This window comes from Neisseria sicca (assembly GCF_003044565.1).
Lineage (GTDB): Bacteria > Pseudomonadota > Gammaproteobacteria > Burkholderiales > Neisseriaceae > Neisseria > Neisseria sicca_A.
Map to the genome: position 1 here is coordinate 12,988 of NZ_POXG01000008.1, position 24,082 is coordinate 37,069.

Here is a 24,082-nt window from a genome sequence, read left to right on the forward strand (position 1 = left end):
TTATGAAATTGAAACAGATTGCTTCTGCTTTGATGGTATTGGGCATGTCGCCTTTGGCATTTGCCGACTTCACCATTCAAGACATCCGCGTCGAAGGTTTGCAGCGCACCGAACCGAGTACGGTCTTCAACTACCTGCCCGTCAAAGTCGGCGACCAATTCAGCGACGCACGCAGCGAAGAAATCATCAAAACTCTGTATGCGACCGGTTTTTTTGACGATGTCCGCGTAGAGACCATGGGCAATCAAGTCTTGCTGACCGTTATCGAACGCCCGACCATCAGCACGCTGAACATCACCGGCGCGAAAATGCTGCAAAACGATGTGATCAAGAAAAACCTTGAATCCTTCGGTTTGGCGCAATCCCAATACTTCAATCCTGCCACGCTGAGCCAGTCTGTCGCCAGCCTGAAGGAAGAATACAAAAGCCGCGGCAAACAATCGGTTCAAATCACGCCGACCGTAACCAAACTCGCACGTAACCGTGTTTCTATCGACATCGCCATCGATGAGGGTAAAACCACCAAGATTACCGAAATCGAATTTGAAGGCAACAAAGTCTATTCCGACCGCAAGCTCATGAAGCAAATGTCTTTGAGCGAAGGCGGTATGTGGACTTGGCTGACCAAAAGCAACCAGTTTAACGAGCAAAAATTCTCGCAAGACATGGAGCGCATCAGCGAGTTCTACCAAAACAACGGCTACTTCAATTTCCGCATTCTGGATACCGACATCCAGACCAACGAAGACAAAACCAAGCAAACCATCAAAGTTACGGTTGACGAGGGCGAACGCTTCCGCTGGGGCGATGTGCGCATAGAAGGCGACACCCGCGAAGTGCCGAAAGAAGAGCTGCAAAAACTGCTGACCATGAAAAAGGGCAAATGGTACGAACGCGCCCAAATGGTCAAATCGCTTGAATCCATCCAAAACCGCATGGGTACGGCAGGCTACGCGTTCAGCGAAGTCAACGTCCAGCCTGTTCCCAATGCTGAGACCCAAACTGTCGATTTCGTCCTGAACGTCGAACCCGGCCGCAAAATCTATGTGAACGAAATCAACATCACCGGCAACAACAAAACCCGTGACGAAGTCGTGCGCCGCGAATTGCGTCAAATGGAATCCGCGCCTTACGACACTTCCAAGCTGCAACGTTCCAAAGAGCGCGTCGAGTTGCTGGGCTACTTTGACAACGTACAATTCGATGCCGTACCGGTTGCCAATACGCCCGACCAAGTCGATTTGAACATGAGCGTGAACGAGCGTTCTACCGGTTCGCTGGATATGAGCGCGGGCTGGGTTCAGGATACCGGCTTGGTTATGTCTGTGGGCGTTTCCCAAGACAACCTGTTCGGTACGGGTAAATCCGTTTCCCTGCGTGCTTCACGAAGCAAAACCACGCTGAACGGCTCGCTGTCGTTTACCGATCCGTATTTCACACCCGACGGCGTGAGCCTCGGTTACGATATTTACGGCAAGTCTTACGACCCGCGTAAAGCCTCTTCCAGCGCGAAACAATATAAAACCACCACCGCAGGCGGCGGCGTGCGCATGGGCATCCCCGTTACCGAATACGACCGCGTCAATTTAGGTCTGGCGGCGGAACACCTGACCGTGAATACCTACAATGGCGCGCCTAAGCGCTATGCTGAATTTGTAGCGGAACATGGTAAGTGTGCCAATGGTCTCAATCCGAAGGGAACAGAATGTGCTGAGGGGCTGGGCAGCTTCAAAGGCTGGCTGTACAAAGGTACGATCGGTTGGGGACGCAATAAAACCGACAGCGCCTTGTGGCCGACCCGCGGTTACATGACCGGCATCAACGGCGAAATCGCCCTGCCGGGCAGTGACCTGCAATACTACACACTGACCCACAACCAAACTTGGTTCTTCCCGCTGACCAAAGACTTCACGCTTATGCTCGGCGGCGAAGTCGGTGTCGGCAACGGCTACGGCAAAACCAAAACCATGCCGTTCTTTGAAAACTTCTACGGCGGCGGCTTAGGTTCTGTACGCGGTTATGAGACTGGCACGCTGGGTCCGAAAGTTTATGACGAATACGGCGAGAAAATCAGCTACGGCGGCAACAAAAAAGCCAACGTTTCTGCCGAGTTGCTGTTCCCGATGCCGGGCATCAAAGATTCCCGCTCTGTCCGTCTGAGCCTGTTCGCCGACGCGGGCAGCGTATGGGATGGCAAAACGTATAACAACGACAGTAGCAATCCTACTGAGATTGGCAAGAAGCCTCAAAACCCATACGGCTTAGGCACGACCCACAAATCGACCTTCAAGGAAGAGTTGCGCTACTCCGCCGGTGCGGCAGTAACCTGGCTCTCGCCGCTGGGTCCGATGAAGTTCAGCTACGCCTACCCGCTGAAGAAAAAAGACAGCGACGAAATCCAACGCTTCCAGTTCCAATTGGGTACAACATTCTGACGTAGACAGAAAAAGGTCGTCTGAAAACTGAAATACCGATGGGTAAAACGTTTTCAGACGACCTGAAGGAAAAGGGGCAGGGCGTTCTGCCTCTTTTTAAAAAACAAACCGTCATCCCGCTGATGGGCGGGATACAAAATCAAGGAAATCCAGATGAACATCATTGCCAACGCCTTCCGCCTCGGCGGCGCGGCTTTATTGGGCTTCGGGTTGATGAACCAAGCTGTGGCGGCGGAAGCCGTGCAGAAAATCGGCTTTATCAATACCGAGCGCGTTTATCTTGAGTCCAAGCAGGCGCAACGCATTCAGACGACCTTGGAAAAAGAATTCCGCAGCCGTCAGGACGCTTTGCAGAAATTGCAGCAAGAAGGTGAAAAGCTCGAAAAATCCCTGTCCGAAGGCAAATTGCAGGGCAAAGAGCGTGAAGCTGCGGCAAAACGCTGGGGCGAGCTGGTTCAGCAGTTCCGCAAGAAACAGGCGGAGCTGGCAGAAGACTACAACCTGCGCCGCAACGAAGAATTTGCCGCCCTCCAGCAAAACGCCAACCGCATCATCGTCGATCTTGCCAAACGCGAAGGCTACGATGTGATTTTGCAAGACGTGATTTACGTCAATGCGCGTTACGACATTACCGACAGCGTGATTAAAGCCCTGAATACACGTTAATCGGAAGGCTGAACGAGATACACAAACCTGTTTTCAGACGACCTCTTTCAAGCGAAGGGTCGTCTGAAAATCCAATAAACGATATAATTACCTGTCTTATCACTCCTGCCGGCATACGTTTTAGGCAAACCGTTCTGTCCGACTGCTCCCGCCGTCCCTTTCAGACGACCTCATCTCAAAGCTGACGAAACATCATGACTTCAAAAACCTACACCCTGTCCCAAATCACAGCGCAGCTTGGCGGCGAATGGCGCGGCGAGGACATTTCCGTCGCCGCCGTGCGCCCGCTCGCAGACGCGCAGGCGGAACACATCAGCTTCCTCGCCAATCCGAAATACAAAGCCGAAGTCCACGACAGCAGCGCGGGTGCGGTCATCGTTTCTGCCAAAGCAGTGGACGAATTTGAAGGGCGCAACCTGATTGTCGCCGACGACCCTTATCTCTATTTCGCCAAAGTCGCCCGCCTGTTTTCACCCATCGTCAAAGCGAGCGGCGGCATCCATCCGACCGCCGTCATCGAAGAGGGCGCGACCGTTCCCGCCAGCTGCGAAATCGGTGCAAACGCCTATATCGGCGCGAATACCGTACTCGGCGAAGGCTGCCGCATCTTGGCAAATGCCGTTGTCCAACACGATTGCAAACTGGGCGACGAAGTCGTCCTGCATCCCAACGCCGTCGTTTATTACGGCTGCACACTGGGCAACCGCGTCGAAATCCACAGCGGCGCAGTCATCGGCGCGGACGGTTTCGGACTCGCCTTCGCCGGCGATTCATGGTTTAAAATCCCGCAAACCGGCGCGGTAACGCTGGCCGACGACGTGGAAATCGGCTCGAACACCAACATCGACCGCGGCGCGATGAGCGACACCACCGTCGGCAACGGCACCAAAATCGACAACCAAGTCCAAATCGGACACAACTGCAAAATCGGTTCGCACACCGTCATTGCCGCCAAAACCGGCATTTCCGGCAGCGTTACCATCGGCAGCTACTGCATCATCGGCGGCGGCGTCGGTACGGTCGGACACATCGAAATCGCCGACAAAACCACCATCGGCGGCGGCACGTCCGTCACCCACAGCATTACCGAAAGCGGCAAACACCTCGCCGGCATCTTCCCGATGTCCACCCATAAAGAATGGGCGCGCAACGCCGTTTACATCCATCGCCTGAGCGAAATGAACAAACGCCTCAAAACATTGGAAAACCGTCTGAGCGACAGCGAAAAAGACGAATAATCCCACAATCGGTTTGCATGGCGGATGCGCTTTAGGATCAAACAAAGCGAGAAAGCCCAACGTTTTAAAGCCCGCCCGCGATGAAACCGCCCAGCCAACCCCGAAATACCAAGGAATACGACGAACATGGACGTACAACTCCCCATCGAAGCCAAAGACATCCAAAAACTCATTCCCCACCGCTACCCGTTTTTGCAACTCGACCGCATCACCGCATTCGAGTCCATGAAAACCCTGACCGCGATTAAAAACGTCACCATGAACGAGCCGCAGTTCCAAGGCCATTTCCCCGACCTGCCCGTCATGCCCGGCGTACTCATCATTGAAGCCATGGCGCAAGCCTGCGGCACACTCGCCATCCTCAGCGAAGGCGGCCGCAAAGAAAACGAATTCTTCTTCTTCGCCGGCATAGACGAAGCCCGCTTCAAACGCCAAGTCATCCCCGGCGACCAACTCGTTTTTGAAGTCGAGCTGCTGACCAACAAACGCGGCATCGGCAAATTCAGTGCCGTCGCCAAAGTGGACGGGCAAGTCGCCGTCGAAGCCATCATCATGTGTGCCAAACGCGTGGTTTGAGTGTTCAGAAAAAGGTCGTCTGAAAGTTTCAGACGACCTGTTGCCGTCGCGCATCTTCGCGGCAACACGACAGGAAAGGAAAAACATGACCCTCATCCACCCGACCGCCGTCATTGACCCCAAAGCCGAACTCGACTCCAGCGTCAAAGTCGGCGCGTACACCGTTATCGGTCCCAACGTCCAAATCGGCGCGAACACCGAAATCGGCCCGCATACCGTCATCAACGGTCACACCACCATCGGCGAAAACAACCGCATTTTCCAATTTGCCAGCCTGGGCGAAATCCCGCAGGACAAAAAATACCGCGACGAGCCGACCAAGCTGATTATCGGCAACGGCAACACCATCCGCGAATTCACCACCTTCAACCTCGGTACGGTAACCGGCATCGGCGAAACCCGCATCGGCGACGACAACTGGATTATGGCGTACTGCCACCTCGCACACGACTGCGTCATCGGCAACCACACCATCTTCGCCAACAACGCCTCGCTCGCCGGACACGTTACCATCGGCGACTACGTCGTCTTGGGCGGCTACACGCTGGTGTTCCAGTTCTGCCAAATCGGCGACTACGCCATGACCGCCTTCGCCGCAGGCGTACACAAAGACGTACCGCCGTACTTCATGGCGGCAGGCTACCGCGCCGAACCCGCAGGCATCAACAGCGAAGGCATGCGCCGCAACGGCTTCACCGCCGAGCAAATCTCCGCCGTCAAAGATGTGTATAAAACCATCTACCACCGCGGCATCCCGTTTGAAGAAGCCAAAGCCGACATCCTCCGCCGCGCCGAAACGCAGGCAGAGCTGGCAGTGTTTAAAGACTTCTTCGCCCAATCCACGCGCGGGATTATCCGCTGAAGACGGAATCTGCCTGAAGGTCGTCTGAAAAGTTTGCAGGTTTGCCGTTTCAGACGACGTTGTTTTCGTAACATTTGCCTTGTCCTTTCCACGTTTGGCGTGGGAAGGGCGGTGTTGCCAAATTCTGTCTTTCATCTAATCGAAAAGGTCGTCTGAAAACTGGGAAACCAAGTTTCAGACGACCTTTTGATTTGTTGGCACGATGTTGATCATGCGTATTTTAGGAACAGATGATTTTGGGCGCGGCATCTTTTGAATGAACCAAATGCCTGCCGTTTCACTGGTTTTAGTGAACGTGGCTGCTTTCTACGCCGCCTTTGATTTCACCATGGACTTGTGCAGAGCTGCCTTGTCCGGATTGGGCGGCGCAGGCGTTGAGGAGCAGGAGGGCGGTGGTGAGGAAGAAGAATTTTTTCATGTGGGTTTCCTTTGGTTGGATGGGAGGGGAGGTCGTCTGAAACCCAATAATATAGTGGGAGACCTTTGCAAAAATAGTCTATTAACGAAATTTTACGCATAAAAATGCGCCAAAAAAATTTTCAATTGACTAAAACCTTCCTAATATTGAGCAAAAAGTAGGAAAAATCAGAAAGGTTTTGAATTTTGAAAATGAGATTGAGCATAAAATTTTAGTAACCTATGTTATTGCAAAGGTCTCAGTGGATTAACTTTAAACCAGTACGGCGTTGCCTCGCCTTAGCTCAAAGAGAACGATTCTCTAAGGTGCTGAAGCACCAAGTGAATCGGTTCCGTACTATCTGTACTGTCAGCGGCTTCGTCGCCTTGTCCTGATTTTTGTTAATCCACTATAAGGTTTCAGACGACCTTTTTTACCAATGCGACGCCATATTGTCGCGGTGGATGAGTTCGTCTTCGTTAGCGTAGCCTAATTTTTCGGCGATGCGCTCGGACGGGGTTTGCAGGATTTTGGCGGTTTCGCCGCTGCTGTAATTGGTAAGGCCGCGGGCGATTTCTTTGCCGTCGGTATCGAGGATGGCGACGAGTTCGCCGCGGTGGAAATGTCCGTCCGCGCGGATGCAGCCGACGGGCAGCAGGCTGGCGTGCTGTTCGGTCAGGGCTTTTGCCGCGCCGCTATCGACGGTCAGGCTGCCGGCAGTTTGGACGTGTCCGAGCAGCCATTGTTTGCGGGCGGCGACGCGGCTGTGCGCGCTGGTAAAGAGCGTGCCTATGCTTTCGCCTTGTTTGAGGCGGACGAGGACGTCGGGTTCGCCGCCCCATGCGACGACGGTGGCGGCTCCGCTGAGTGCGGCGCGTTTGGCGGCGGTTACTTTGGTGTACATGCCGCCTGTGCCGACGCTGCTGCCCGCGCCGCCCGCCATGCTTTCGAGGTCGGGATGGTCGGCTGCTATGGTCGGAATCAGTTTGGCTTGCGGATTTTTGCGCGGGTCGCTGTCGTACAGGCCTTTTTGGTCGGTCAGAAGGACGAGTGCGTCGGCTTCGATGAGGTTGGTCACGAGCGCGCCGAGGGTGTCGTTGTCGCCGAGCTTGATTTCGTCGGTGGTCACGGTGTCGTTTTCGTTGATGACGGGAACGATGCCTTTGGACAACAGGGTTTGCAGGGTGCTGCGGGCGTTGAGGTAGCGGGTGCGGTTGCTCAGGTCGTCGTGGGTGAGCAGGACTTGGGCGGTGCGGATGCCGTGCGGTGCAAACGCGGTTTCGTAGGCTTGGGCGATGCCGGTTTGCCCGACGGCTGCGGCGGCTTGCAGCTCATTGATGGCGGTGGGGCGTTTGCTCCAGCCCAGCCGTTTGATGCCTTCGGCGATGGCGCCGCTGGAAACGAGGACGGTTTGCACGCCTTGTTTGCCCAGTTCGGCGATTTGCGCCGCCCAGCGGTCGAGTGCGGCTTGGTCTATGCCTTTGCCGCCCGCGGTAACGAGGCTGGAGCCGACTTTGACGACAAGGGTGCGGATATTGGAGAGATTTTGCAGGGACATGGTTTTTCTCGCTGGGGATATGGGGCGGCTTCGGACGGGTTGTTAAACGTAAAAAGGTCGTCTGAAAGCGCGAAAACTGATTTTCAGACGACCCCTATGGGGCTGTCAATACGCGGTATCGTGAAATTGCTAAAAGACAGGCGGGATTCGGTGAGCAGAATGACAATGCTGACACGATACAAAAAGGTCGTCTGAAAACCAAGATACAGGTTTTCAGACGACCTTTGCTATGGCGGAACGGCTTTACGCTTCGACCGGTTTGCCGCGCAGGGAGAAGGTGTAGGCTTCGGTGATTTCCAAATCGATCATTTGATTGATCATGTCGGGCGTGCCGGTGAAGTTGACCACGCGGTTGTTGGCGGTACGGGCTTGGAGCTGGTCGGGGTCTTTTTTGGAGATGCCTTCGACCAGACAGCGTTGTACGGTACCTATCATGGTTTGGTTGATGCGGGCGGTTTCGGCTTCGATGACTTCGTTCAGGGCTTCGAGGCGGCGCACTTTTTCGGCGTGCGGGGTGTCGTCCGGCAGGTTGGCGGCGGGTGTGCCGGGGCGCGGGCTGTAAATGAAGACGAAGCTCAAATCGAAGGCAATGTCTTTCACCAGCTTCAGGGTTTGCTCGAACTCGCGTTCGGTTTCGCCGGGGAAGCCGACGATGAAGTCGCTGCTTAGGCACAAGTCGGGGCGGATGGCGCGCAGTTTGCGGATGATGGACTTGTATTCCAAGGCGGTGTAGCCGCGTTTCATCGCGCTCAATACGCGGTCGGAACCGCTTTGAATCGGCAGGTGCAGGTGCGACACCAGCTTGGGCAGGTCGCGGTAGCACTCGATAATCGAGTCGGTAAACTCGCGCGGGTGGCTGGTGGTGAAGCGCATACGCTCGATGCCGGGGATTTCGTGGACGATGCGCAGCAGGGTGGCGAAGTCGCAGATTTCGCCGTCTTCCATTTCGCCGCGATAGGCGTTGACGTTTTGCCCCAAGAGGTTGATTTCTTTAACGCCTTGTTGGGCGAGGTTGGCGATTTCGGTCAAAACGTCGTTCAACGGGCGGGAGAACTCTTCGCCGCGAGTGTAGGGGACGACGCAGAACGAGCAGTATTTGGAACAGCCTTCCATGATGGACACGAATGCTGCGCCGCCTTCGACGCGGGCGGGCGGCAGGTGGTCGAATTTTTCGATTTCGGGGAAGGAAATATCGACTTGCGACAGGCCGCTGGTTTCTTTATCCACAATCATTTTGGGCAGGCGGTGCAGCGTTTGCGGGCCGAAGACGACGTCCACATAAGGCGCGCGTTTGATGATGTTTTCGCCTTCTTGGGAGGCGACGCAGCCGGCAACGCCGATGATGAGGTCGGGATTTTTTTCTTTGAGCGGGCGCACGCGGCCTAAGTCGGAGAACACTTTTTCCTGCGCTTTTTCACGCACGGAGCAGGTGTTGAAGAGGATGATGTCGGCTTCGTCGGCTTCGGTCACTTGTTCGATGCCGCCGTTTTCTTCGGCGAGTACGGCGAGCATTTTTTCGCTGTCGTATTCGTTCATTTGGCAGCCGAAGGTGCGGATAAATACTTTTTTCATGGTTTGTGTCTTTCTCAGGTAGCCCGTAATTGCGGGGCTGATTGTTATAGAAATCTTTATTTCAGACGACCTTTGGAACGTGGACAGGTCGTCTGAAACGCAGATTCGTCAGGGCGCAAAAATGCGCGGTTGCGCTGCTGCGGCTGCAACAGCCAACCACGCGGTGTGTGTTTGGGTCGTCTGAAACGGGCAAACGACGGCTTATTGCGCGTCTTTTTTAACCTCGTCGCGGACTTCTTTTTGCGCGGTAAAACGGGAGGCTTCGTCGTCGGTCAAAACCCACACTTCGCGCACGAGGGCGTTGGTGTCGTTGTGTTTGAACGCGATGGTTTTGCCGGTTTTGCTTGCCAGCCGCCCCATCGGGATGAAGCGGTCGTTTTCGTCGTGGATTTTGGTGAAACGGGTGATTTGCAGCTTGGCGGAATTGCCGTCGGCAAGGCCCAGCGTCAAGAGGCGCGTCCATGAGAAGCCGCCACGGCTCACTTTCAGATAAGGCAGTTCGACCTGTTTCAAAACCGCCGCGTCCATATCGCTCGGCAGCTTGCGCTGGGCGGCGTAGGAGACGGTGGAAACCAAAAGGGTAAGCATTAAAATGAATCCGCGTAACATGATGTTTTCTTTATGGTATAAATGGGTGCGGATTATAGCACAAACGCTTCAAATATGAACAGAGTGATTGTTTTTACAGAACAATTTTCATTTTCAGATACGGGGTTCAAGTCTCGCAGTTTGGGCTTGAAGGGTCGTCTGAAACGGCTGGCGCGGGCAATCTGATGATAAAATACCGCTTATTTTTCAGACGACCTCAGAAAGAATCCGCTATGAACCGTAACGAAATCCTGTTTGACCGCGCCAAAGCCATCATCCCCGGCGGCGTGAATTCCCCCGTCCGCGCATTCGGCAGCGTCGGCGGCGTGCCGCGCTTCATCAAAAAAGCCGAAGGCGCGTATGTTTGGGACGAAAACGGCACGCGCTACACCGATTACGTCGGTTCGTGGGGGCCTGCGATTGTCGGACACGCGCACCCCGAAGTCATCGAAGCCGTGCGCGAAGCGGCGTTGGGCGGTCTGTCGTTCGGCGCGCCCACCGAAGGCGAAATCGTCATCGCCGAAGAAATCGCCAAAATCATGCCGTCCGTCGAACGGCTGCGCCTCGTCAGCTCCGGCACCGAAGCGACCATGACCGCCATCCGCCTCGCACGCGGCTTTACCGGACGTGACAAAATCATCAAGTTCGAAGGCTGCTACCACGGCCATTCCGACAGCCTGCTCGTCAAAGCCGGCAGCGGCCTGCTCACCTTCGGCAACCCGTCTTCCGCAGGCGTTCCCGCCGACTTTACGAAACACACCTTAGTCCTCGAATACAACAACACCGACCAGCTCGAAGAAGCGTTCGCCCGCAACGGCGACGAAATCGCCTGCGTCATCCTCGAACCCTTCGTCGGCAATATGAACCTGGTCCGCCCGACCGAAGCTTTCGTCAAAGCCCTGCGCGAATTGACCGAAAAACACGGCGCCGTGTTGATTTACGACGAAGTGATGACCGGCTTCCGCGTCGCGCTCGGCGGCGCGCAGTCGCTGCACGGCATCACGCCCGACCTGACCACGATGGGCAAAGTCATCGGCGGCGGCATGCCGCTTGCCGCGTTTGGGGGACGCAAAGACATCATGGAATGCATTTCCCCGCTGGGCGGCGTGTATCAGGCAGGCACATTATCAGGCAACCCGATTGCCGTCGCCGCCGGCTTGAAAACGCTTGAAATCATCCAGCGCGAAGGCTTCTACGAAAACCTGACCGCCTTGACCCGCCGCCTCGCCGACGGGCTTGCCGCCGCCGCCAAAGCGCACGACATCGAGTTCACCGCCGACAGCGTGGGCGGTATGTTCGGCCTGTATTTCGCCGCCCACACCCCGCAAAATTACGGCGACATGGCGCGTTCCAATATCGACGCCTTCAAACGCTTCTTCCACGGCATGCTCGACCGCAACACTGCCTTCGGCCCGTCCGCCTACGAAGCAGGCTTCGTCTCCGCCGCGCACACGCCCGAGCTGATTGACGAAACCATCGCCACCGCGCATCAAGTGTTCGCGGAAATGGCGAAATATAGTGGATTAAAATAAAAATGAGACAAGGCGGCAACGCCCGCCGTGTACGGTTAGTACATAAGGACGTTGGCAACGCCGTATCATTGCAAATTTAATCCACTATAAGGCGGAATGGCTTGGCGTCAGGGCAGTGCGGGCAACGCCGCCTGATTCGCGGCAATCCGTCCACAAGACAAAAAGGTCGTCTGAAAACCTAAATTCGGGTTTTCAGACGACCTTTCGTTTGGGGGAAGGCAGGTTTGTCCTTACGCCTCTTTGCACGTCAGATGGCGCACAGACGCGGCGATTTCGTCCGCCATCCGACGGCTGGCACCTTGATGGCCGGCGACAAAGCGTGCCGCCTGTTGGGCGAAATGGCTGCGTTCGCTCGGGTTTTCCAAACAGGCTGAGACGAAGGTGCGCCATTCGTCCGCATTCTGCACCTGCACCGCCGCTTGGGCTTCCAACGCGCTGCGGCAGGCGGCGGCAAAGTTGTAGGTGGAAAAGCCGAACACGGTCGGAATGCCGCAGGCTATCGGCTCGATGATGTTTTGACAGCCGCTGTCCACGAGGCTGCCGCCGACAAAGGCGACATCCGAACTGAGGTAGTAGGCAAAGAGTTCGCCCATGCTGTCGCCCACCCAGACTTGGGTTTGCCGGGAAACCGGCAGGTTGTCGCTGCGTTTTTGAACGGTATAACCCAATGCCTGCGCCGTTTCAAAGGTCGTCTGAAAACGCTCCGGATGGCGCGGAACGACGACCAGCAAGGCATCGCCGGTATATTTTTTCCATGCTTCGAGCAAGAGCGCCGCTTCGTCTTGGTCTTTGTAAAAGCGGGTGCTGGCGCAGACGGCGACGGGGCGCGTGCCTATGCGTTCGCGGAAGGCCGCCGCCAGCGCGCGCATCCGTTCGGGCGGGGAAATATCGTATTTGGTGTTGCCGCAGACATGGACGTTGGACGCGCCGATCAAGTGCAGCCGCTCCGCGTCTTCGGCGGTTTGCGCGAAACAGCCGCTTAAGGTTTGCAGCGCAGGCTCGAACAGGTTGCGGATTTTCAAATAGCCGCGCTGCGATTTTTCAGACAGGCGGGCGTTGGCGAGAAACAGGGGGACGTGTGCGTCGGCGCAGGCGTGCATGAGGTTGGGCCAGATTTCCGTTTCCATCAGCACGCCGAACAGGGGGCGGTGTTCCTTCAGGAATTGGGCGACCCATTCGGGTTTGTCGTAAGGCAGGTAACGGCATTGCGCGTCGGGGAACAGTTCTTTTGCGGCGGCGCGTCCGGTCGGCGTCATTTGGGTCATGAGCAGCGGCGCGTCGGGGAAATGGCGGCGCAGCGCTTCCACCAAAGGCTGCGCGGCGCGGGTTTCGCCGACCGATACGGCATGCACCCAAATCGGATGCTGCACAGGCCGGTCAAACGGCTCGCCGAAACGCTCGCCCCAATGGTAGAGGTAGGCGGGCGATTTGACGGCGCGCTTTTTGAGATAGCGGCGGATAAGCGGCGGCGCGATGCGCCATAATTGCGTGTAAAACCAACGATTCATGTATTCCACTCGAAAACGGTAGGGACGGGGTGGCGGACGGTGCGCGGCGGGGCTGATTCAACGGTTGAGGGCGAAAACGTTCCGTTGTCGAATCTCCTGTTTCCCAGACCTATTCTAGCCGATTTTACCGCTTCGCCCATGCCTCTTTTGAACCTGACTTGATGTAATGATGGGAAAAGGTCGTCTGAAAACCGTTTTTCCGTTTTCAGACGACCTGTCTTGGCTTGGTGTTTAAGCGGTTTGCACCAGTTTTTTCTCGCGTATCGGCAAGTTCAGCAAAGCCGCCGTCCCCGCCAACACCGCGTCGGCATACCACATCCAGCCGTAATCGTTGAACCGGTAAATCACGATGCCGCCGATATACGAACCTAAAAAGCCGCCGATTTGGTGGCTCAACATCGTCAGCCCGAACAGCGTCGCCAAATAGCGCGTGCCGAACAGTTTGCCCGTAATCGCGGCAGTCGGGGCGACGGTGGCGAGCCAAGTGAAGCCCAGCGCGGCGGCGAAAATGTAGAAATTGACGTCGGTTCTCGGGGCGGTAAGGTATATCAGCACCATCGCTACGCGCGAGGCGTAGAGTCCGAACAAAACGTATTTGCCCAAAGACCGCCCCGTACACCAGCCCGAAAAAATGCAGCCCGCGATGTTCGCCAAGCCGATAATCGCAATCGAAGTCGAAGCGACCGAAGCGGGCAGGCCGCAGAGCGCGATTTCGTTGGGCAGGTGGGTCACCAAAAACGCAATGTGGAAACCGCAGGTAAAAAAGCCTAAGTGCAGCAGGATGTAGCTGCGGTCTTTAAACGCCGCTTTGACTGCCTGCCCCAGCGATTGCCCGTTTTCAGACGACGTGTGGTGCGTGGCGACAGCGTTTTTGCTGCCCGCCAGCCACCACGAAATCGGCAGGATTAAAAGCGCAATCCCACCCCAAACATAAAACGTCCCCGTCCAGCCGACGGCGGGCAACACCAGCAAACCCTGCACCAGCGGCGCAAACAGAAACTGCCCCGCCGAACCGCCTGCGTTGACCAGACCCGAAGCCAAACCGCGTTTGTGCGGCGGCACTTTCGCCGCGACCTGCCCCATGATGATGGAGAAACCGCCCGCGCCCGTTCCGAATGCAAAAAGCAGCCCGATTGCCAGCATCAGCCCCCAATAAGTCGGCATCTGCGGCACCATCAGGCAGGCACAAACCAACAGCAACGCGCCGCCGCCCAAAACCTTAAACGCGCCGAAGCGGTCGGCAAGCGCGCCGGAAAGCGGCTGGGACACGCCCCACATCAATTGGAAAACGGCAATAATCAGGCTGAACTCTTGGATACTCAGCTCAGTAGAGTCGACGACGGGACGGACAAACAGTCCCAAAGTCATGCGCATGCCGATGGTAATCAGCAGGATGGCGGCGGCAGCGGCGGTCACCAGCCAAAGGTTGGGGGATTTTTGCTGTGTGTGAGTCATGGTTATGGTTTGTTTCTATTGGAAAATGCCGTTCAATCAACCGACAAAACGACGGATTCTAGCAAATTAGGTTGATATCGGCTAAATAACTCCTGATGCTTTGGATATAGCCAAAACCTCTATCCGCGCCGCATTGACCGTTCCCCTTTATCCGCAAGGCAGGACGTGGAATGTGGACGGAAATTCAGTGCGTAAAGAACGACAAAGGTCGTCTGAAAACCCGAAATCCGATTTTCAGACGACCTTTGTTCCAAGAACGGATAAAATCCGTATTGATGAAGCCGTATCGGCTTAAAGTGCATTCACTATATAATCCGCCCTTTTCAGACGACCCCGACCCGCAATCGCCATGACGCCCATTTATCTCGCCGACACCGCCACCGAACACGCCCGCCTTTTGGCGCGGCAATTCCAGCTTCCGATTTTGTCCGACCTGCCCGACAGCGGCGAATACCTGCTTGCCGATGCGGAGGGTGTCAGCTTGTGCCGCGCGGGGGAGAAGGGGCGCGTCCGCGTCGATTTCGGCGGCGGTGCAGTCCAATACCGTCGCACCAAAGGCGGCGGCGAGCTGATTGCCAAGGCGGTCAACCACACAACCAAACCGACCGTTTGGGATGGCACCGGCGGACTCGGGCGCGACAGCTTCGTCCTCGCCTCGCTCGGTTTGAACGTCCACACTTTCGAGCAGCATCCCGCCGTCGCCTGCCTGCTCGCCGACGGTCTCGAACGCGCGCTGCAAGAGCCTGAAATTCAAGACATTGCCCGCCGCATTACCTTCCGTCACGGCGACGCCATCGAGTTGATGCGGGAACTCGCCGCCCAATCGCGCCCCGATATCGTGTACCTCGACCCCATGTACCCCGAACGCCAAAAATCCGCCGCCGTCAAAAAAGAAATGGCGTATTTCCACAGCGTCGTCGGTGCCTCCCAAGAAGAAGCCGAGCTGCTTGCCGCCGCCCGCGCCGTCGCTAAAAAACGCGTCGTCGTCAAACGCCCGCGCCTCGGCGAGTTTCTCAACGCCGAAAAACCCGCCTACCAATACACGGGCAAAAGCACCCGCTTTGATGTATACTTGCCCGACCATCCTGTTAAAGATGAGGCGTAGTTCAAAATACGAAAAGGTCGTCTGAAAACTGGTTTTCAGACGACCTTTATTCCTTCCAACTGACTTGAAAATCATGAAATTCTTTACCCATTTCTATCTTGAAAACCATATGTATTTCAACGACTACTTGAAATACGTCCTGATTTTCGCCGCGCTCGTCGTCCTACTGCTCGCCGTATCGCAATACCTGCGCCACCGCATGGACACCAAATACCGCGACCTGAGCATCATTGCCCTGCTTCTGCTCATCCTCATCAGCGGCATTCAATATCTCTCATACAGCGAACGCCAAAACTTCGCTGCCGACACCTCGCGCATGGTCGGGTTTCTCAATGCTTTGATTGAAAACCAAAAAGTGGAAAAACCCGACATCAGCGTCAACAGCACGCACCTATACAACGGTATGATCGTCGGCATCAAAAAACAATACTACGAAGTCCATTTCAATCAAGACTTTTCTGCCTACACGCTCACGCCCATCAATCTGGTCAACAACAATATCGAACTCATCGATAAAGAATAACAGGACACACTCATGGAAGCATACTCTCTCCTTGCTCTCAAACTCCTTATGGGCATTTTAGGTTTGGTTCTGCAAATCAACCTCTTAGGTAAAGGCAACCTCGCGCCGACCTCCGCCATGGACCAAGTGCAAAACTATGTACTCGGCGGCATCATCGGTGGCGTGATTTACAGCGACAGCGTCGGCCTATTGCAATTTTTCCTCGTGCTGATTTTGTGGACGTTGTTGGTCTTAAGCCTGAAATTCATCAAAAACCACAACCGCTGGGTCAAATCCGTGATTGACGGTAAATCCGTTTGGATCATCGTCAACGGCGAAGTCCAAGCAGAAGAATGTATGAAAAACGGCATCAGCGCGCACGACCTCATGTTCAAACTCCGCGCCGCCGGCATCTACGAAATTGCCGCCGTCAAGCGCGCCGTCATGGAGCAAAACGGGCAGCTTACCGTTATCCAATACGGCGACGAAAGCTTGCGTTACCCCCTGATTACCGACGGGCAAATCGACCATGACATCTTAGAAATCATCAAACGCGACGACGAGTGGCTGAAGCAGGAACTTGACCGCCTCCATCTTGATGCCTCGAAAGTCTATATCGGCGAATACATCGACGGGAAATTGGTGGCACACCCTTATCCTTGATTGTGAAAATGAAAGCCGTGTTTGGGTAAGGTTGTTTGCAATAAACCAATCTTCAATCCAATGCTCGAATAGAGCCAAAAGAAAAAAGGTCGTCTGAAAACTGAATTTCAGACGACCTTTGCGTTTCTGCGTCCTGCGTTAGAACGATTTCACCAGCGACAGACCGACTTCGTTTTGCTTGTAGCTGTACAGCCAGTCGGTGTTGCCGTGGACGCGGCGGTGTTTGTAGCTGAGGACGGGCTTCATGCCGGCGAATTTCCAGCGGTCTGCACCTATGCTGAGGCGGTAGGTTTGTTCTTTGTCGCGGCGGCGTTGTTCGAGTACGGCGTTTTCTTCGCGGTGGCTGCGGATGCCGAAGGTGGCGGAGGCGGAGGCATCGAAGCCGGCTTCAAACATTTTTGCCGCGCCCAGCCGTGCGGAGATGAGGCGGTAGCTGTCCACCGGTTCTTTGGCTTTGCGCTGCTGCCAGTCTATGCCGCCGTAGAGCATGAGGTCGTTGCGCGGGAAATAGGACAGGGTGTTGTAAACGGAGATGAGGTTGCCGTCAAGCAGGCGGGTTTTGTCGGAATAGGAGAGGTGTTTCCACTCGGCTTCGGTGTTCCACGTCCAGTTGCCTTTGTCGAGGTTCCACTCGCTGCGCACGCCGTAGGCGCGGTTGAGGGTTTTGCCGCCGCTGCCGTTCCATTCGACGAGCGGGGCGAGGGCGAAGGTGTGGCGGTGGTTTTCAAACTGGTAGCCTGCGCTGAGGTTGAGCGTGTGTTCGTTGAAGTCTTTATGGTCGCGGTAGAAGCGGCCGTAGCCGAGCGCGCGGGCGGCGATGCCGTGATGCCCTTTAATCTGCCAGCGGCGGACGGCGGCGGCTTCGTATTTGATGCCGTTGGCGGAAATGGGCTGGTCGCCTGAAAATTCTTCCCAGCATTCGCCGTCGATTTCGGTTTTACACCATACTTCGCCGCTGGCTTCGTTGATGTTGCTGTTGTGGACGGCGCCGACGGAAAGGCTGCCCTGCCAGCTTTGGCGTTGGTTTAGAGAGTCGCGGAAATGGCCGATGTTTTCTTTGACGGCTTCGGGCAGGTCTTCGTTTTGCAGGCGCATAAATTCGGAAGTGGCTTCGCGGTTCAGACGACCTTCAAAGAGCAGGCGGGCGTAATCGAGCCGTCCGCGCGTGAAGTCGGGGTGGCGTTGCAGCAGGGTTTCGTAGTCTTGTTTGGCATCTTTCCACCTGCCTTCGCCGCGGGCGAGCGAGGCGCGGGCAAAGAGGGCGATGTCGGGGTCGTATTCGGTTTGCTGGGTATAACGCTCGAGCAGCGGGCGTACGGTTTGCCAGTCGCTGCGGTTGACGGCGTTGAACAGGGCTTCTCCTTGGTCGGCTTCGGGATCGGTTTCGGCTGTCTGCCCGATGTGTTCGGCGGGAATGTCGAGGCGGTATTCGCGCACTTTTTGTTCCTGCTCCTGCATGGTTTGGCGGGTGTCCTGCCACAGGCGTTGCGCGGTACGGTCGTCTGAAAAGTCAGGACGGGGCGCGGCAAGGACGGGGGCGGCGAGAAACAGGATAAGGCAGGCAGACGGTTTGTACATGGTGTCGGCTTTCCGGTCGGCGGTTTCAGACGACCTTGAGAAGGTTGGCGGGCTGGTGTTTAAAAAAGCCTGCGTGAAGCAGGCTTTATGTTACTTAACTACGGATTTTAGCGTTTCACACCGCCGTATGCCGTATCCAAGTTGCGGTCGGTTTTAAATTTGGCAACACCGGCCAGCGCGCTTGCGTTGTGACCGAAGAAGTGGCCTTCGGTTTTACCGAAGTGGCCGTTGGCGCGGGCGTAGCCTTCAAACGATGCGCTGGACGGTTTGATGCGGGAATGGATGTCCATCTGTACAGCGTTGTTTTTCATAGAACCTGCCAAGACGCGTTGACCGAAGTCTGCGCGCAAAGTACCGACCATCGGGTTGTTGCCGGTGTAGTTGTTGATACCTTTAACTGCGTAGTTGGCTACGCCTGATACCGGCATAGAGGTAGCGCGTTTGTCGCCAGAGTAGAAAACGCCGCGGTTGGTGCCTTTAGCGTATTCTTTGCCGACCCACTCGCCGTAGTACACTTCAGAGCCGCCGCTCTTGATGGTGTTGAACGCATAGCGACCGAGGTTTTGACGGGTGTATGCGTCGTTAACCTGTACGGTTTTCACGCCGTTGCGGTCTACATTGCCGGGCATGCGGTTGACGTTGGTGTAGTACACGCCTGAACGGTAGGCAGCGTGTTTCATCACTTTTTCGCCTTCGGCTTCAGATGCGGGTTTGCCCCATTTTTTGCCGTATTTGTGGTTTTTGTAACCATAATCAAACGGGTTGTGGTAATCGTTGGCGGCAAATACGCCTGCGCTGAACAAAACAGCCAAAACAGCAGCGGTGGTTTTTTGCAGATTCAGTTTCATGATACGCTCCTTAGGGGAAAACGATGGTTGGGAAAATAATGTTCCGTCGGTGTCAGTGTGAGCAGACTATCGTTCGTTATGTGAGGAGACTTGTTTTTCTTTTTTCTTGAACATCATTCTAGAGGGGGAATGTTAGAGGAGAATTAGCGGATGTCTTAGGGAGTGTCTTAATGAGATAAGAATATTTATTTTTGGTTAAGATGTATTTGGAATTGGTGCGGCGTCTGGTGTTGTCCCGTTGAATTTCCCGTGATTCGGTTGTTTTGCCGTTAAGGGTATTTAATTTGCGAGCGCGGTGGTGTATGAGAGAAAAGGTTGATATAAAAAAAAAAAGGTCGTCTGAAACTTTTCAGACGACCTTTTTCGGCAACATTATTAGCGGATGTTGACATACGCGCCTGAGTGCAGGTCGCGCAGCAGGTTGGTTGTCGCTTGTTGGGCTTTTTGCTCGGACATGTATTGGCGTACGGCGTTGCGTTGACGCTCTTCGGGCGTACCGGCATCACGGACGTCGTTCAGCTTGATGATGTGCCAGCCGAATTGTGTGCGGACAGGTTGGCTGACTTGACCGGGTTTGAGCTTGTGGACAGCTTCTTCAAACGGCGCAACCATCATGCCGTCGGCGAACCAACCCAAATCACCGCCGCTGCTCGCGCTGCCGTCTTGCGAATATTGGCGCGCCAAACCGGCAAAGTCAGCGCCGCTGCGGGCTTGTGCGTAGATTTTGCGGATGGTGCTTTCCGCGCCTGCCGCAGCGTTTTCGTTGTCGGCTTTAATCAGGATATGTTGCGCATTGTATTGGCGCATCGGCTCGCCTTCGGGCAGGGCAACGCCTTGTTGGCGCGCGCGTTCGATGAAGCTGTTGACTTCGGCATCGCTGACACGGCTGTTTTGCATGACCGCCTGCTGGCGCACTTTTTCCATAATGATGGTGTCGGCGATTTCGCGGCGGGTGTGTGCGGACGGATTTTTCAAGGACGGCGTTTGGGCGATGACGGCATCGATTTCGGCATCGGTCGCTTGAATGTTGCGGCGTTTGCCCGCTTGAACAATCAGGGATTGGTTGACCAATTGCGCCAAGACTTGCTGGCGGAGTTCGTCTTCGCTGATTTGCGTGCCTTTAGGAAGGTGTTGGCGCGCTTCGGCAATGGCATGTGCAAGTTGGCGTTGTGTAATGACTTCGTTGTCGGCAATGGCGGCAATGCCGTCGGACAGGCGTACTGCGCCCGAATCGGCGGGCATGGCTGCCGCTGCCTGTTTTGCTGCTTTCTGCGTTTTGACCGGCTTGCCTTTGGATGGGGCTTTGGGCGCGGCGTGTGCGTTCAATGCCAGACCGAGTGCGGCGGCAAGAATCAGGGGTTTGACGTTCATGGGGTAACTACCTCGTTGGTTTTGCTGTAGCCGGGAATGGCCAAGCGCAGTTTTTCAAATGGATTGTTGCCGAGATTGCTCAGGTCTTTAAGTTGGAGATTGAAGAATACGGCGTTTTTGCGGCTGTTTTCGCCGGTCACGTAGCGTTGTCCGACGAGGCTTGCGCTCCAGCAGCCGCAATCGCTTTTGTATTCTGCGCCAACCAAGATTTCGAGCGGTTTCTTGGCTTGGATTTCGTAGTTGTAACGTGCAACGGCGTAAAGGTTTTTACGGATGGGCCATTGCGCCGCCAAATCGACTTGGCGGATTTTGTCGTAGAAATAGTTGCCGTCGGATTGCAGGTAAATGCGTTCGTTGCGTCCGTATTTGTAACGCGCGCTCAATACTTTGCCCGGCTCGGGATTGTAGCGGATGGTCGCGGCGTAGCTTTCGGCACGGCTTTCGTTTTGGTTGTAGTGGACATCGAATCCAGCGTGGATGTTGTTGCTCAGTTTGCCGTGCGCAAAGCCGACCCAGTCGGATTGGCTGCGTTCATAACGGCCGACGCTGCCATCCAACAACACCTTGTCGTTTTTGAAATAAAACTTCTGTCCGATACCGGCGCGGAACAGCTCGGCACCGTTGTTCGGGTCGAGGAAGCGGGTTTGCACGGCGGCGGTCAGGCTGTTGGCGGAATTGATGCGGTCGTTGCCGACGTATAAGTTTTCACGGAAAAGCTGGTTATAAGAGAAGCTGTTTTCCGAGGTGTCGAAATTGGGTAAGTCGTTTTGGGACTTGGTCGGAATGTAGTTGTAGAACAGGCGCGGTTCGAGGGTTTGCAGATAGGCGTTGCCGAACACATTGGCGTTGCGCTCGAAGGTCATGCCGGTATCGACGTTGAATATCGGCAATACGCGGCTGACGCGGCGGCCGGATTGGTTGCCGAACGAGCCTAAGTCGTAATAAGTCGCGTGTACGCCGATTTTCGGACGGATATAGCCCCATTGGTTGTTGAAGTCCCAACGGACGCTGGGATACAGCACGGTACGGCTGCCGTCTTGTTTGCTGTCGTGGACGAAACGGGTGAACTGACTGAATACGTTGATATTCGCCTTGCCTATGGTTTTCTGCCAACGTCCGGTCAGGCGCGGCATGATGGCGTAGGGTTCGTCTTTGTAACCGTTTTGGTTGGCAAGGGTTTGGTATTTCTGTACGTTCAGCGCACCGTCAAAAGAGCCGCCCCAGATATTGTCGCCGTAGTTCAGCCACAGTTGGCGGTTGAGGTTGACGTTGCTGGCAATGTCCTCGCGTCCGTAGAAATCGCGGTAGTAATTGTCGTCTGAAACCTGATTGAAGTTGATGCCGCCGCTGAGTTTGTCGGTCAGTTGGTGGTTGTGGTCAAACTTGATTTGATAGCGGTTGTTTTCATGGCGTTTTTTATCGTGCGGCATCCAATCGCCGTCAATGATGCCGTTAAATTTCGGCTCGAGATAGCGGACCTGTCCGCCAAGCTGCACGCCGCGCGAGCTGATGATGCCGGGGCGGAAGGTGGCGTCCAAGTTGGGGGCGAGGTTGAAATAATAGGGAAGGGCGAGTTCCAAACCGTCCGAACCGGTTGACAAGGTCGGCACCAACAGACCGCTCTTGCGATGGCCGTTGAGCGGGAAATCCGCCCAAGGCGTATAAAGTACGGGAACGCCGCCGAACACCAGCGATGCGTCTTTTGCCACGCCTATGCCCGTTTCTTGATCGGTTTCGATGCTTTTCGCTTTGATGAACCAACTCGCATCGCCGGGCGAGCAGGTATTGAATTTGGTATTGATGAGCTTGTACAGCCCTTTGCCTTTCATTTCCGCCTTTTCGCTGACGCTTTGGAGGTGGCGGCCGTCTTTTTCGGCATCGACGCGGACATATTCGCTCGAGCCGGTATTGTCTTTCAGGTTGTACACCAAAGTATCGCCGCTGACGGTCGAGCCGTCTTGATGCAGCTTAAAGCGGTCGCCCGCCCTGACGGTATCGCTGATTTGGTCGTAATCTGCCCAATCGGCGTTCAACACTTCCTGATTGCGCTCGATGATGACATCGCCTTCGGCACGGACGGCGACTTTCGACTGTCCGGCAACCTTGTCCGCAATCACGCGGGTGTAATCCTGCGGTAGGGGTTCTTCACCGCTGCGTTTGATTTCAGGCTGCTTGTTTGCTTCGGAAGCCTGATGCTGGCAAAACAGGCAGGTATCGCCCAAGGACAATTTATCCTGATCGGTCGGACGATGGTTCTCCACGCTTTGAACCGCAGGCGGGGTGGTCTTTACCGGCTCGTAATCGGCAGGTTGCGGCAAAGATGCATTTTGCGCATATGCCCCTCCCGCGCCGAAGCCGACGCTTAACGCCAAAACCAATGGTTTGAGTGAAAATAAACGAGCCAAAATCGCCCCTTAAATCGGTTTGCCAGTTAGAATAGCGGTTATTTTAACCTGAAAATCCGCGACACCGCTATGCAACGACAAACCGAATTACAAAATTGGCTGCACGCCGTCTATCCCGAAAAAAACTTCGAATTGAGCTTCGCCGCCGCCGATGCCGACTTCCGACGCTACTTCCGCGCTACGTTTGCCGACGGCAAGACCGTCATCTGCATGGACGCGCCGCCCGATAAAATGAGCGTCGCTCCTTACCTAAAAGTGCAAAAACTTTTCAATATGCTTAACGTTCCCCAAGTATTGCATGTGGACGAAGCACAAGGATTTATGGTGCTCAACGACTTGGGAAGCACCACTTTCCTGACCGCCATGCAGCAAGAGCAAAGCGAGGATGCACACAAAGTCCTGTTGCTTGAAGCCATAGACGAACTGGTCGAGCTGCAAAAAGCCAGCCGCGCAGGCGAATTGCCCGAATACGACCGCGACATCATGCTGCGCGAAATCAACCTGTTCCCCGAATGGTTCGTCGCCAAAGAACTCGGACGCGAACTCAACTTCAAACAACGCCAGCTTTGGCAGCAAACCGTAGACACCCTGTTGCCGCCGCTGCTTGCCCAGCCGCAGGTGTACGTCCACCGAGACTTCATCGTCCGCAACCTCATGCTCACAACCGACCGCCCAGGCGTACTCGACTTCCAAGACGCACTCTACGGCCCGATTTCCTATGACTTGGTTTCCCTCCTGCGCGACGCCTTTATCGAATGGGAAGAAGAATTCGTCTTGGATTTGGTCATCCGTTACTGGGAAAAAGCCCGCGCCGCCGAATTGCCCGTACCCGCAGCGTTTGACGAGTTTTACCGCTGGTTTGAATGGATGGGCGTACAACGCCATCTGAAAGTCGCCGGCATCTTCGCCCGCCTGTACTACCGCGACGGCAAAGACAAATACCGCCCCGAAATCCCGCGCTTTTTGAACTACCTGCGCCGCACCTCCCGCCGCTACACCGAACTTGCACCGTTGTACGCGCTGTTGGTCGAACTGGTCGGCGACGATGAATTGGAAACCGGGTTTACGTTTTAAAAGACAGATGGCTTTGTGCCACTCTTGATAACGAAAGAGGTCGTCTGAAAATCCTGAAATGGGTTTTCAGACGACCTCTTTAAGTCTTTTCTTTGTCTGTTGAGGATGTTGTGGATAGGATTTCGGATACATGGCATAAGAGTTCGCGT

The 24,082-nt window shown here is 55.3% G+C and carries 21 protein-coding genes; 11 read left to right on the plus strand and 10 right to left on the minus strand.

Annotation, left to right across the window (positions count from 1 at the left end; genetic code table 11):
- Positions 1–2 precede the first annotated feature (2 nt).
- The 5 genes from bamA to lpxA all read left to right on the plus strand — a co-directional run bounded on the left by bamA (position 3) and on the right by lpxA (position 5,777).
- Entirely contained in the window at positions 3–2,435 is a 2,433-nt protein-coding gene (gene bamA, locus DBZ16_RS12715) for an outer membrane protein assembly factor BamA (RefSeq protein WP_107814253.1), read from the plus strand.
- A gap of 162 nt (positions 2,436–2,597) precedes the next feature.
- Positions 2,598–3,101: an OmpH family outer membrane protein gene (locus DBZ16_RS12720; RefSeq protein ID WP_430914364.1), complete on the plus strand. Its 504-nt coding sequence runs from the start codon at positions 2,598–2,600 to the stop codon at positions 3,099–3,101.
- A gap of 194 nt (positions 3,102–3,295) precedes the next feature.
- On the plus strand, positions 3,296–4,339 hold the full coding sequence (lpxD, locus tag DBZ16_RS12725) for a UDP-3-O-(3-hydroxymyristoyl)glucosamine N-acyltransferase (RefSeq protein WP_107814255.1): 1,044 nt from the start codon (positions 3,296–3,298) through the stop codon (positions 4,337–4,339).
- Between the two features lie 126 nt (positions 4,340–4,465).
- On the plus strand, positions 4,466–4,915 hold the full coding sequence (fabZ, locus tag DBZ16_RS12730) for a 3-hydroxyacyl-ACP dehydratase FabZ (protein WP_003741990.1): 450 nt from the start codon (positions 4,466–4,468) through the stop codon (positions 4,913–4,915).
- Between the two features lie 85 nt (positions 4,916–5,000).
- Positions 5,001–5,777: an acyl-ACP--UDP-N-acetylglucosamine O-acyltransferase gene (gene lpxA / locus DBZ16_RS12735; protein ID WP_070636153.1), complete on the plus strand. Its 777-nt coding sequence runs from the start codon at positions 5,001–5,003 to the stop codon at positions 5,775–5,777.
- Positions 5,778–6,063: 286 nt separating this feature from the next.
- Here the strand turns inward: lpxA and DBZ16_RS16565 are convergent, their stop codons facing one another.
- From DBZ16_RS16565 to DBZ16_RS12765, 4 genes are all read right to left on the minus strand, one after another.
- Complete coding sequence (locus DBZ16_RS16565) at positions 6,064–6,195, minus strand: hypothetical protein (protein WP_276308315.1); 132 nt, start codon at positions 6,193–6,195, stop codon at positions 6,064–6,066.
- 412 nt (positions 6,196–6,607) lie between these two features.
- Positions 6,608–7,732, minus strand: a complete 1,125-nt coding sequence (gene proB / locus DBZ16_RS12750; protein WP_107814257.1) for a glutamate 5-kinase — start codon at positions 7,730–7,732, stop codon at positions 6,608–6,610.
- 243 nt (positions 7,733–7,975) lie between these two features.
- Positions 7,976–9,304 carry a tRNA (N6-isopentenyl adenosine(37)-C2)-methylthiotransferase MiaB gene (miaB, locus tag DBZ16_RS12760; protein ID WP_003743791.1) on the minus strand — a complete coding sequence of 443 codons (1,329 nt, stop codon included), beginning with the start codon at positions 9,302–9,304 and terminating at the stop codon, positions 7,976–7,978.
- 201 nt (positions 9,305–9,505) lie between these two features.
- A complete protein-coding gene (locus DBZ16_RS12765; protein ID WP_107814258.1) occupies positions 9,506–9,913 on the minus strand; it encodes a hypothetical protein in 408 nt (135 codons plus the stop codon).
- Between the two features lie 212 nt (positions 9,914–10,125).
- On the opposite strand from DBZ16_RS12765, the gene hemL reads away from it, so the two are divergent.
- Positions 10,126–11,424 carry a glutamate-1-semialdehyde 2,1-aminomutase gene (gene hemL, locus DBZ16_RS12770; RefSeq protein WP_107814259.1) on the plus strand — a complete coding sequence of 433 codons (1,299 nt, stop codon included), beginning with the start codon at positions 10,126–10,128 and terminating at the stop codon, positions 11,422–11,424.
- Positions 11,425–11,654: 230 nt separating this feature from the next.
- Here hemL and waaA read toward each other — a convergent pair whose 3' ends face one another.
- Both waaA and DBZ16_RS12780 read right to left on the minus strand, forming a co-directional pair.
- A complete protein-coding gene (gene waaA, locus DBZ16_RS12775) occupies positions 11,655–12,932 on the minus strand; it encodes a lipid IV(A) 3-deoxy-D-manno-octulosonic acid transferase (protein ID WP_107814260.1) in 1,278 nt (425 codons plus the stop codon).
- 231 nt (positions 12,933–13,163) lie between these two features.
- The gene (locus tag DBZ16_RS12780) at positions 13,164–14,387 is read right to left on the minus strand and encodes an MFS transporter (RefSeq protein WP_107814261.1); all 1,224 of its coding nucleotides are present in this window, start codon (positions 14,385–14,387) and stop codon (positions 13,164–13,166) included.
- 100 nt (positions 14,388–14,487) lie between these two features.
- On the opposite strand from DBZ16_RS12780, the gene DBZ16_RS12785 reads away from it, so the two are divergent.
- From DBZ16_RS12785 to DBZ16_RS12800, 4 genes are all read left to right on the plus strand, one after another.
- On the plus strand, positions 14,488–14,682 hold the full coding sequence (locus DBZ16_RS12785; RefSeq protein WP_107814262.1) for a hypothetical protein: 195 nt from the start codon (positions 14,488–14,490) through the stop codon (positions 14,680–14,682).
- A 54-nt stretch (positions 14,683–14,736) separates the two neighbouring features.
- Positions 14,737–15,492: a class I SAM-dependent methyltransferase gene (locus DBZ16_RS12790; protein ID WP_107814263.1), complete on the plus strand. Its 756-nt coding sequence runs from the start codon at positions 14,737–14,739 to the stop codon at positions 15,490–15,492.
- A gap of 73 nt (positions 15,493–15,565) precedes the next feature.
- Positions 15,566–16,015: a DUF3290 family protein gene (locus tag DBZ16_RS12795; protein WP_107814264.1), complete on the plus strand. Its 450-nt coding sequence runs from the start codon at positions 15,566–15,568 to the stop codon at positions 16,013–16,015.
- 12 nt (positions 16,016–16,027) lie between these two features.
- Positions 16,028–16,657 (plus strand): DUF421 domain-containing protein, encoded by a 630-nt coding sequence (locus DBZ16_RS12800; RefSeq protein ID WP_107814265.1) that lies wholly within the window; start codon positions 16,028–16,030, stop codon positions 16,655–16,657.
- 138 nt (positions 16,658–16,795) lie between these two features.
- On the opposite strand, the gene DBZ16_RS12805 is transcribed toward DBZ16_RS12800, so the two are convergent.
- The 4 genes from DBZ16_RS12805 to DBZ16_RS12820 form a co-directional block, all read right to left on the minus strand.
- Complete coding sequence (locus DBZ16_RS12805) at positions 16,796–18,235, minus strand: porin family protein (RefSeq protein ID WP_107814266.1); 1,440 nt, start codon at positions 18,233–18,235, stop codon at positions 16,796–16,798.
- A 107-nt stretch (positions 18,236–18,342) separates the two neighbouring features.
- Positions 18,343–19,083, minus strand: coding sequence for a Slam-dependent surface lipoprotein (locus tag DBZ16_RS12810; protein WP_107814267.1), 741 nt, complete (start codon positions 19,081–19,083; stop codon positions 18,343–18,345).
- Between the two features lie 375 nt (positions 19,084–19,458).
- Positions 19,459–20,454 (minus strand): peptidylprolyl isomerase, encoded by a 996-nt coding sequence (locus tag DBZ16_RS12815; RefSeq protein WP_107814268.1) that lies wholly within the window; start codon positions 20,452–20,454, stop codon positions 19,459–19,461.
- Entirely contained in the window at positions 20,451–22,859 is a 2,409-nt protein-coding gene (locus DBZ16_RS12820; protein ID WP_205836795.1) for an LPS-assembly protein LptD, read from the minus strand. The genes DBZ16_RS12815 and DBZ16_RS12820 overlap by 4 nt, the downstream gene beginning before the upstream one ends.
- Positions 22,860–22,928: 69 nt before the next feature.
- Between DBZ16_RS12820 and amgK the strand changes: the two genes are divergently transcribed.
- On the plus strand, positions 22,929–23,933 hold the full coding sequence (gene amgK / locus DBZ16_RS12825) for an N-acetylmuramate/N-acetylglucosamine kinase AmgK (RefSeq protein ID WP_107814270.1): 1,005 nt from the start codon (positions 22,929–22,931) through the stop codon (positions 23,931–23,933).
- Positions 23,934–24,082: the final 149 nt, after the last annotated feature.

Excerpts from the sequence above, each read along its gene's own strand:
- bamA (WP_107814253.1), top strand. The coding sequence starts at position 3 with ATGAAATTGAAACAGATTGCTTCTGCTTTGATGGTATTGGGCATGTCG.
- lpxD (WP_107814255.1), top strand. The coding sequence starts at position 3,296 with ATGACTTCAAAAACCTACACCCTGTCCCAAATCACAGCGCAGCTTGGC.
- fabZ (WP_003741990.1), top strand. The coding sequence starts at position 4,466 with ATGGACGTACAACTCCCCATCGAAGCCAAAGACATCCAAAAACTCATT.
- lpxA (WP_070636153.1), top strand. The coding sequence starts at position 5,001 with ATGACCCTCATCCACCCGACCGCCGTCATTGACCCCAAAGCCGAACTC.
- DBZ16_RS16565 (WP_276308315.1), bottom strand. The coding sequence starts at position 6,195 with ATGAAAAAATTCTTCTTCCTCACCACCGCCCTCCTGCTCCTCAACGCC.
- proB (WP_107814257.1), bottom strand. The coding sequence starts at position 7,732 with ATGTCCCTGCAAAATCTCTCCAATATCCGCACCCTTGTCGTCAAAGTC.
- miaB (WP_003743791.1), bottom strand. The coding sequence starts at position 9,304 with ATGAAAAAAGTATTTATCCGCACCTTCGGCTGCCAAATGAACGAATAC.
- DBZ16_RS12765 (WP_107814258.1), bottom strand. The coding sequence starts at position 9,913 with ATGTTACGCGGATTCATTTTAATGCTTACCCTTTTGGTTTCCACCGTC.
- hemL (WP_107814259.1), top strand. The coding sequence starts at position 10,126 with ATGAACCGTAACGAAATCCTGTTTGACCGCGCCAAAGCCATCATCCCC.
- waaA (WP_107814260.1), bottom strand. The coding sequence starts at position 12,932 with ATGAATCGTTGGTTTTACACGCAATTATGGCGCATCGCGCCGCCGCTT.
- DBZ16_RS12780 (WP_107814261.1), bottom strand. The coding sequence starts at position 14,387 with ATGACTCACACACAGCAAAAATCCCCCAACCTTTGGCTGGTGACCGCC.
- DBZ16_RS12790 (WP_107814263.1), top strand. The coding sequence starts at position 14,737 with ATGACGCCCATTTATCTCGCCGACACCGCCACCGAACACGCCCGCCTT.
- DBZ16_RS12795 (WP_107814264.1), top strand. The coding sequence starts at position 15,566 with ATGAAATTCTTTACCCATTTCTATCTTGAAAACCATATGTATTTCAAC.
- DBZ16_RS12800 (WP_107814265.1), top strand. The coding sequence starts at position 16,028 with ATGGAAGCATACTCTCTCCTTGCTCTCAAACTCCTTATGGGCATTTTA.
- DBZ16_RS12805 (WP_107814266.1), bottom strand. The coding sequence starts at position 18,235 with ATGTACAAACCGTCTGCCTGCCTTATCCTGTTTCTCGCCGCCCCCGTC.
- DBZ16_RS12810 (WP_107814267.1), bottom strand. The coding sequence starts at position 19,083 with ATGAAACTGAATCTGCAAAAAACCACCGCTGCTGTTTTGGCTGTTTTG.
- DBZ16_RS12815 (WP_107814268.1), bottom strand. The coding sequence starts at position 20,454 with ATGAACGTCAAACCCCTGATTCTTGCCGCCGCACTCGGTCTGGCATTG.
- amgK (WP_107814270.1), top strand. The coding sequence starts at position 22,929 with ATGCAACGACAAACCGAATTACAAAATTGGCTGCACGCCGTCTATCCC.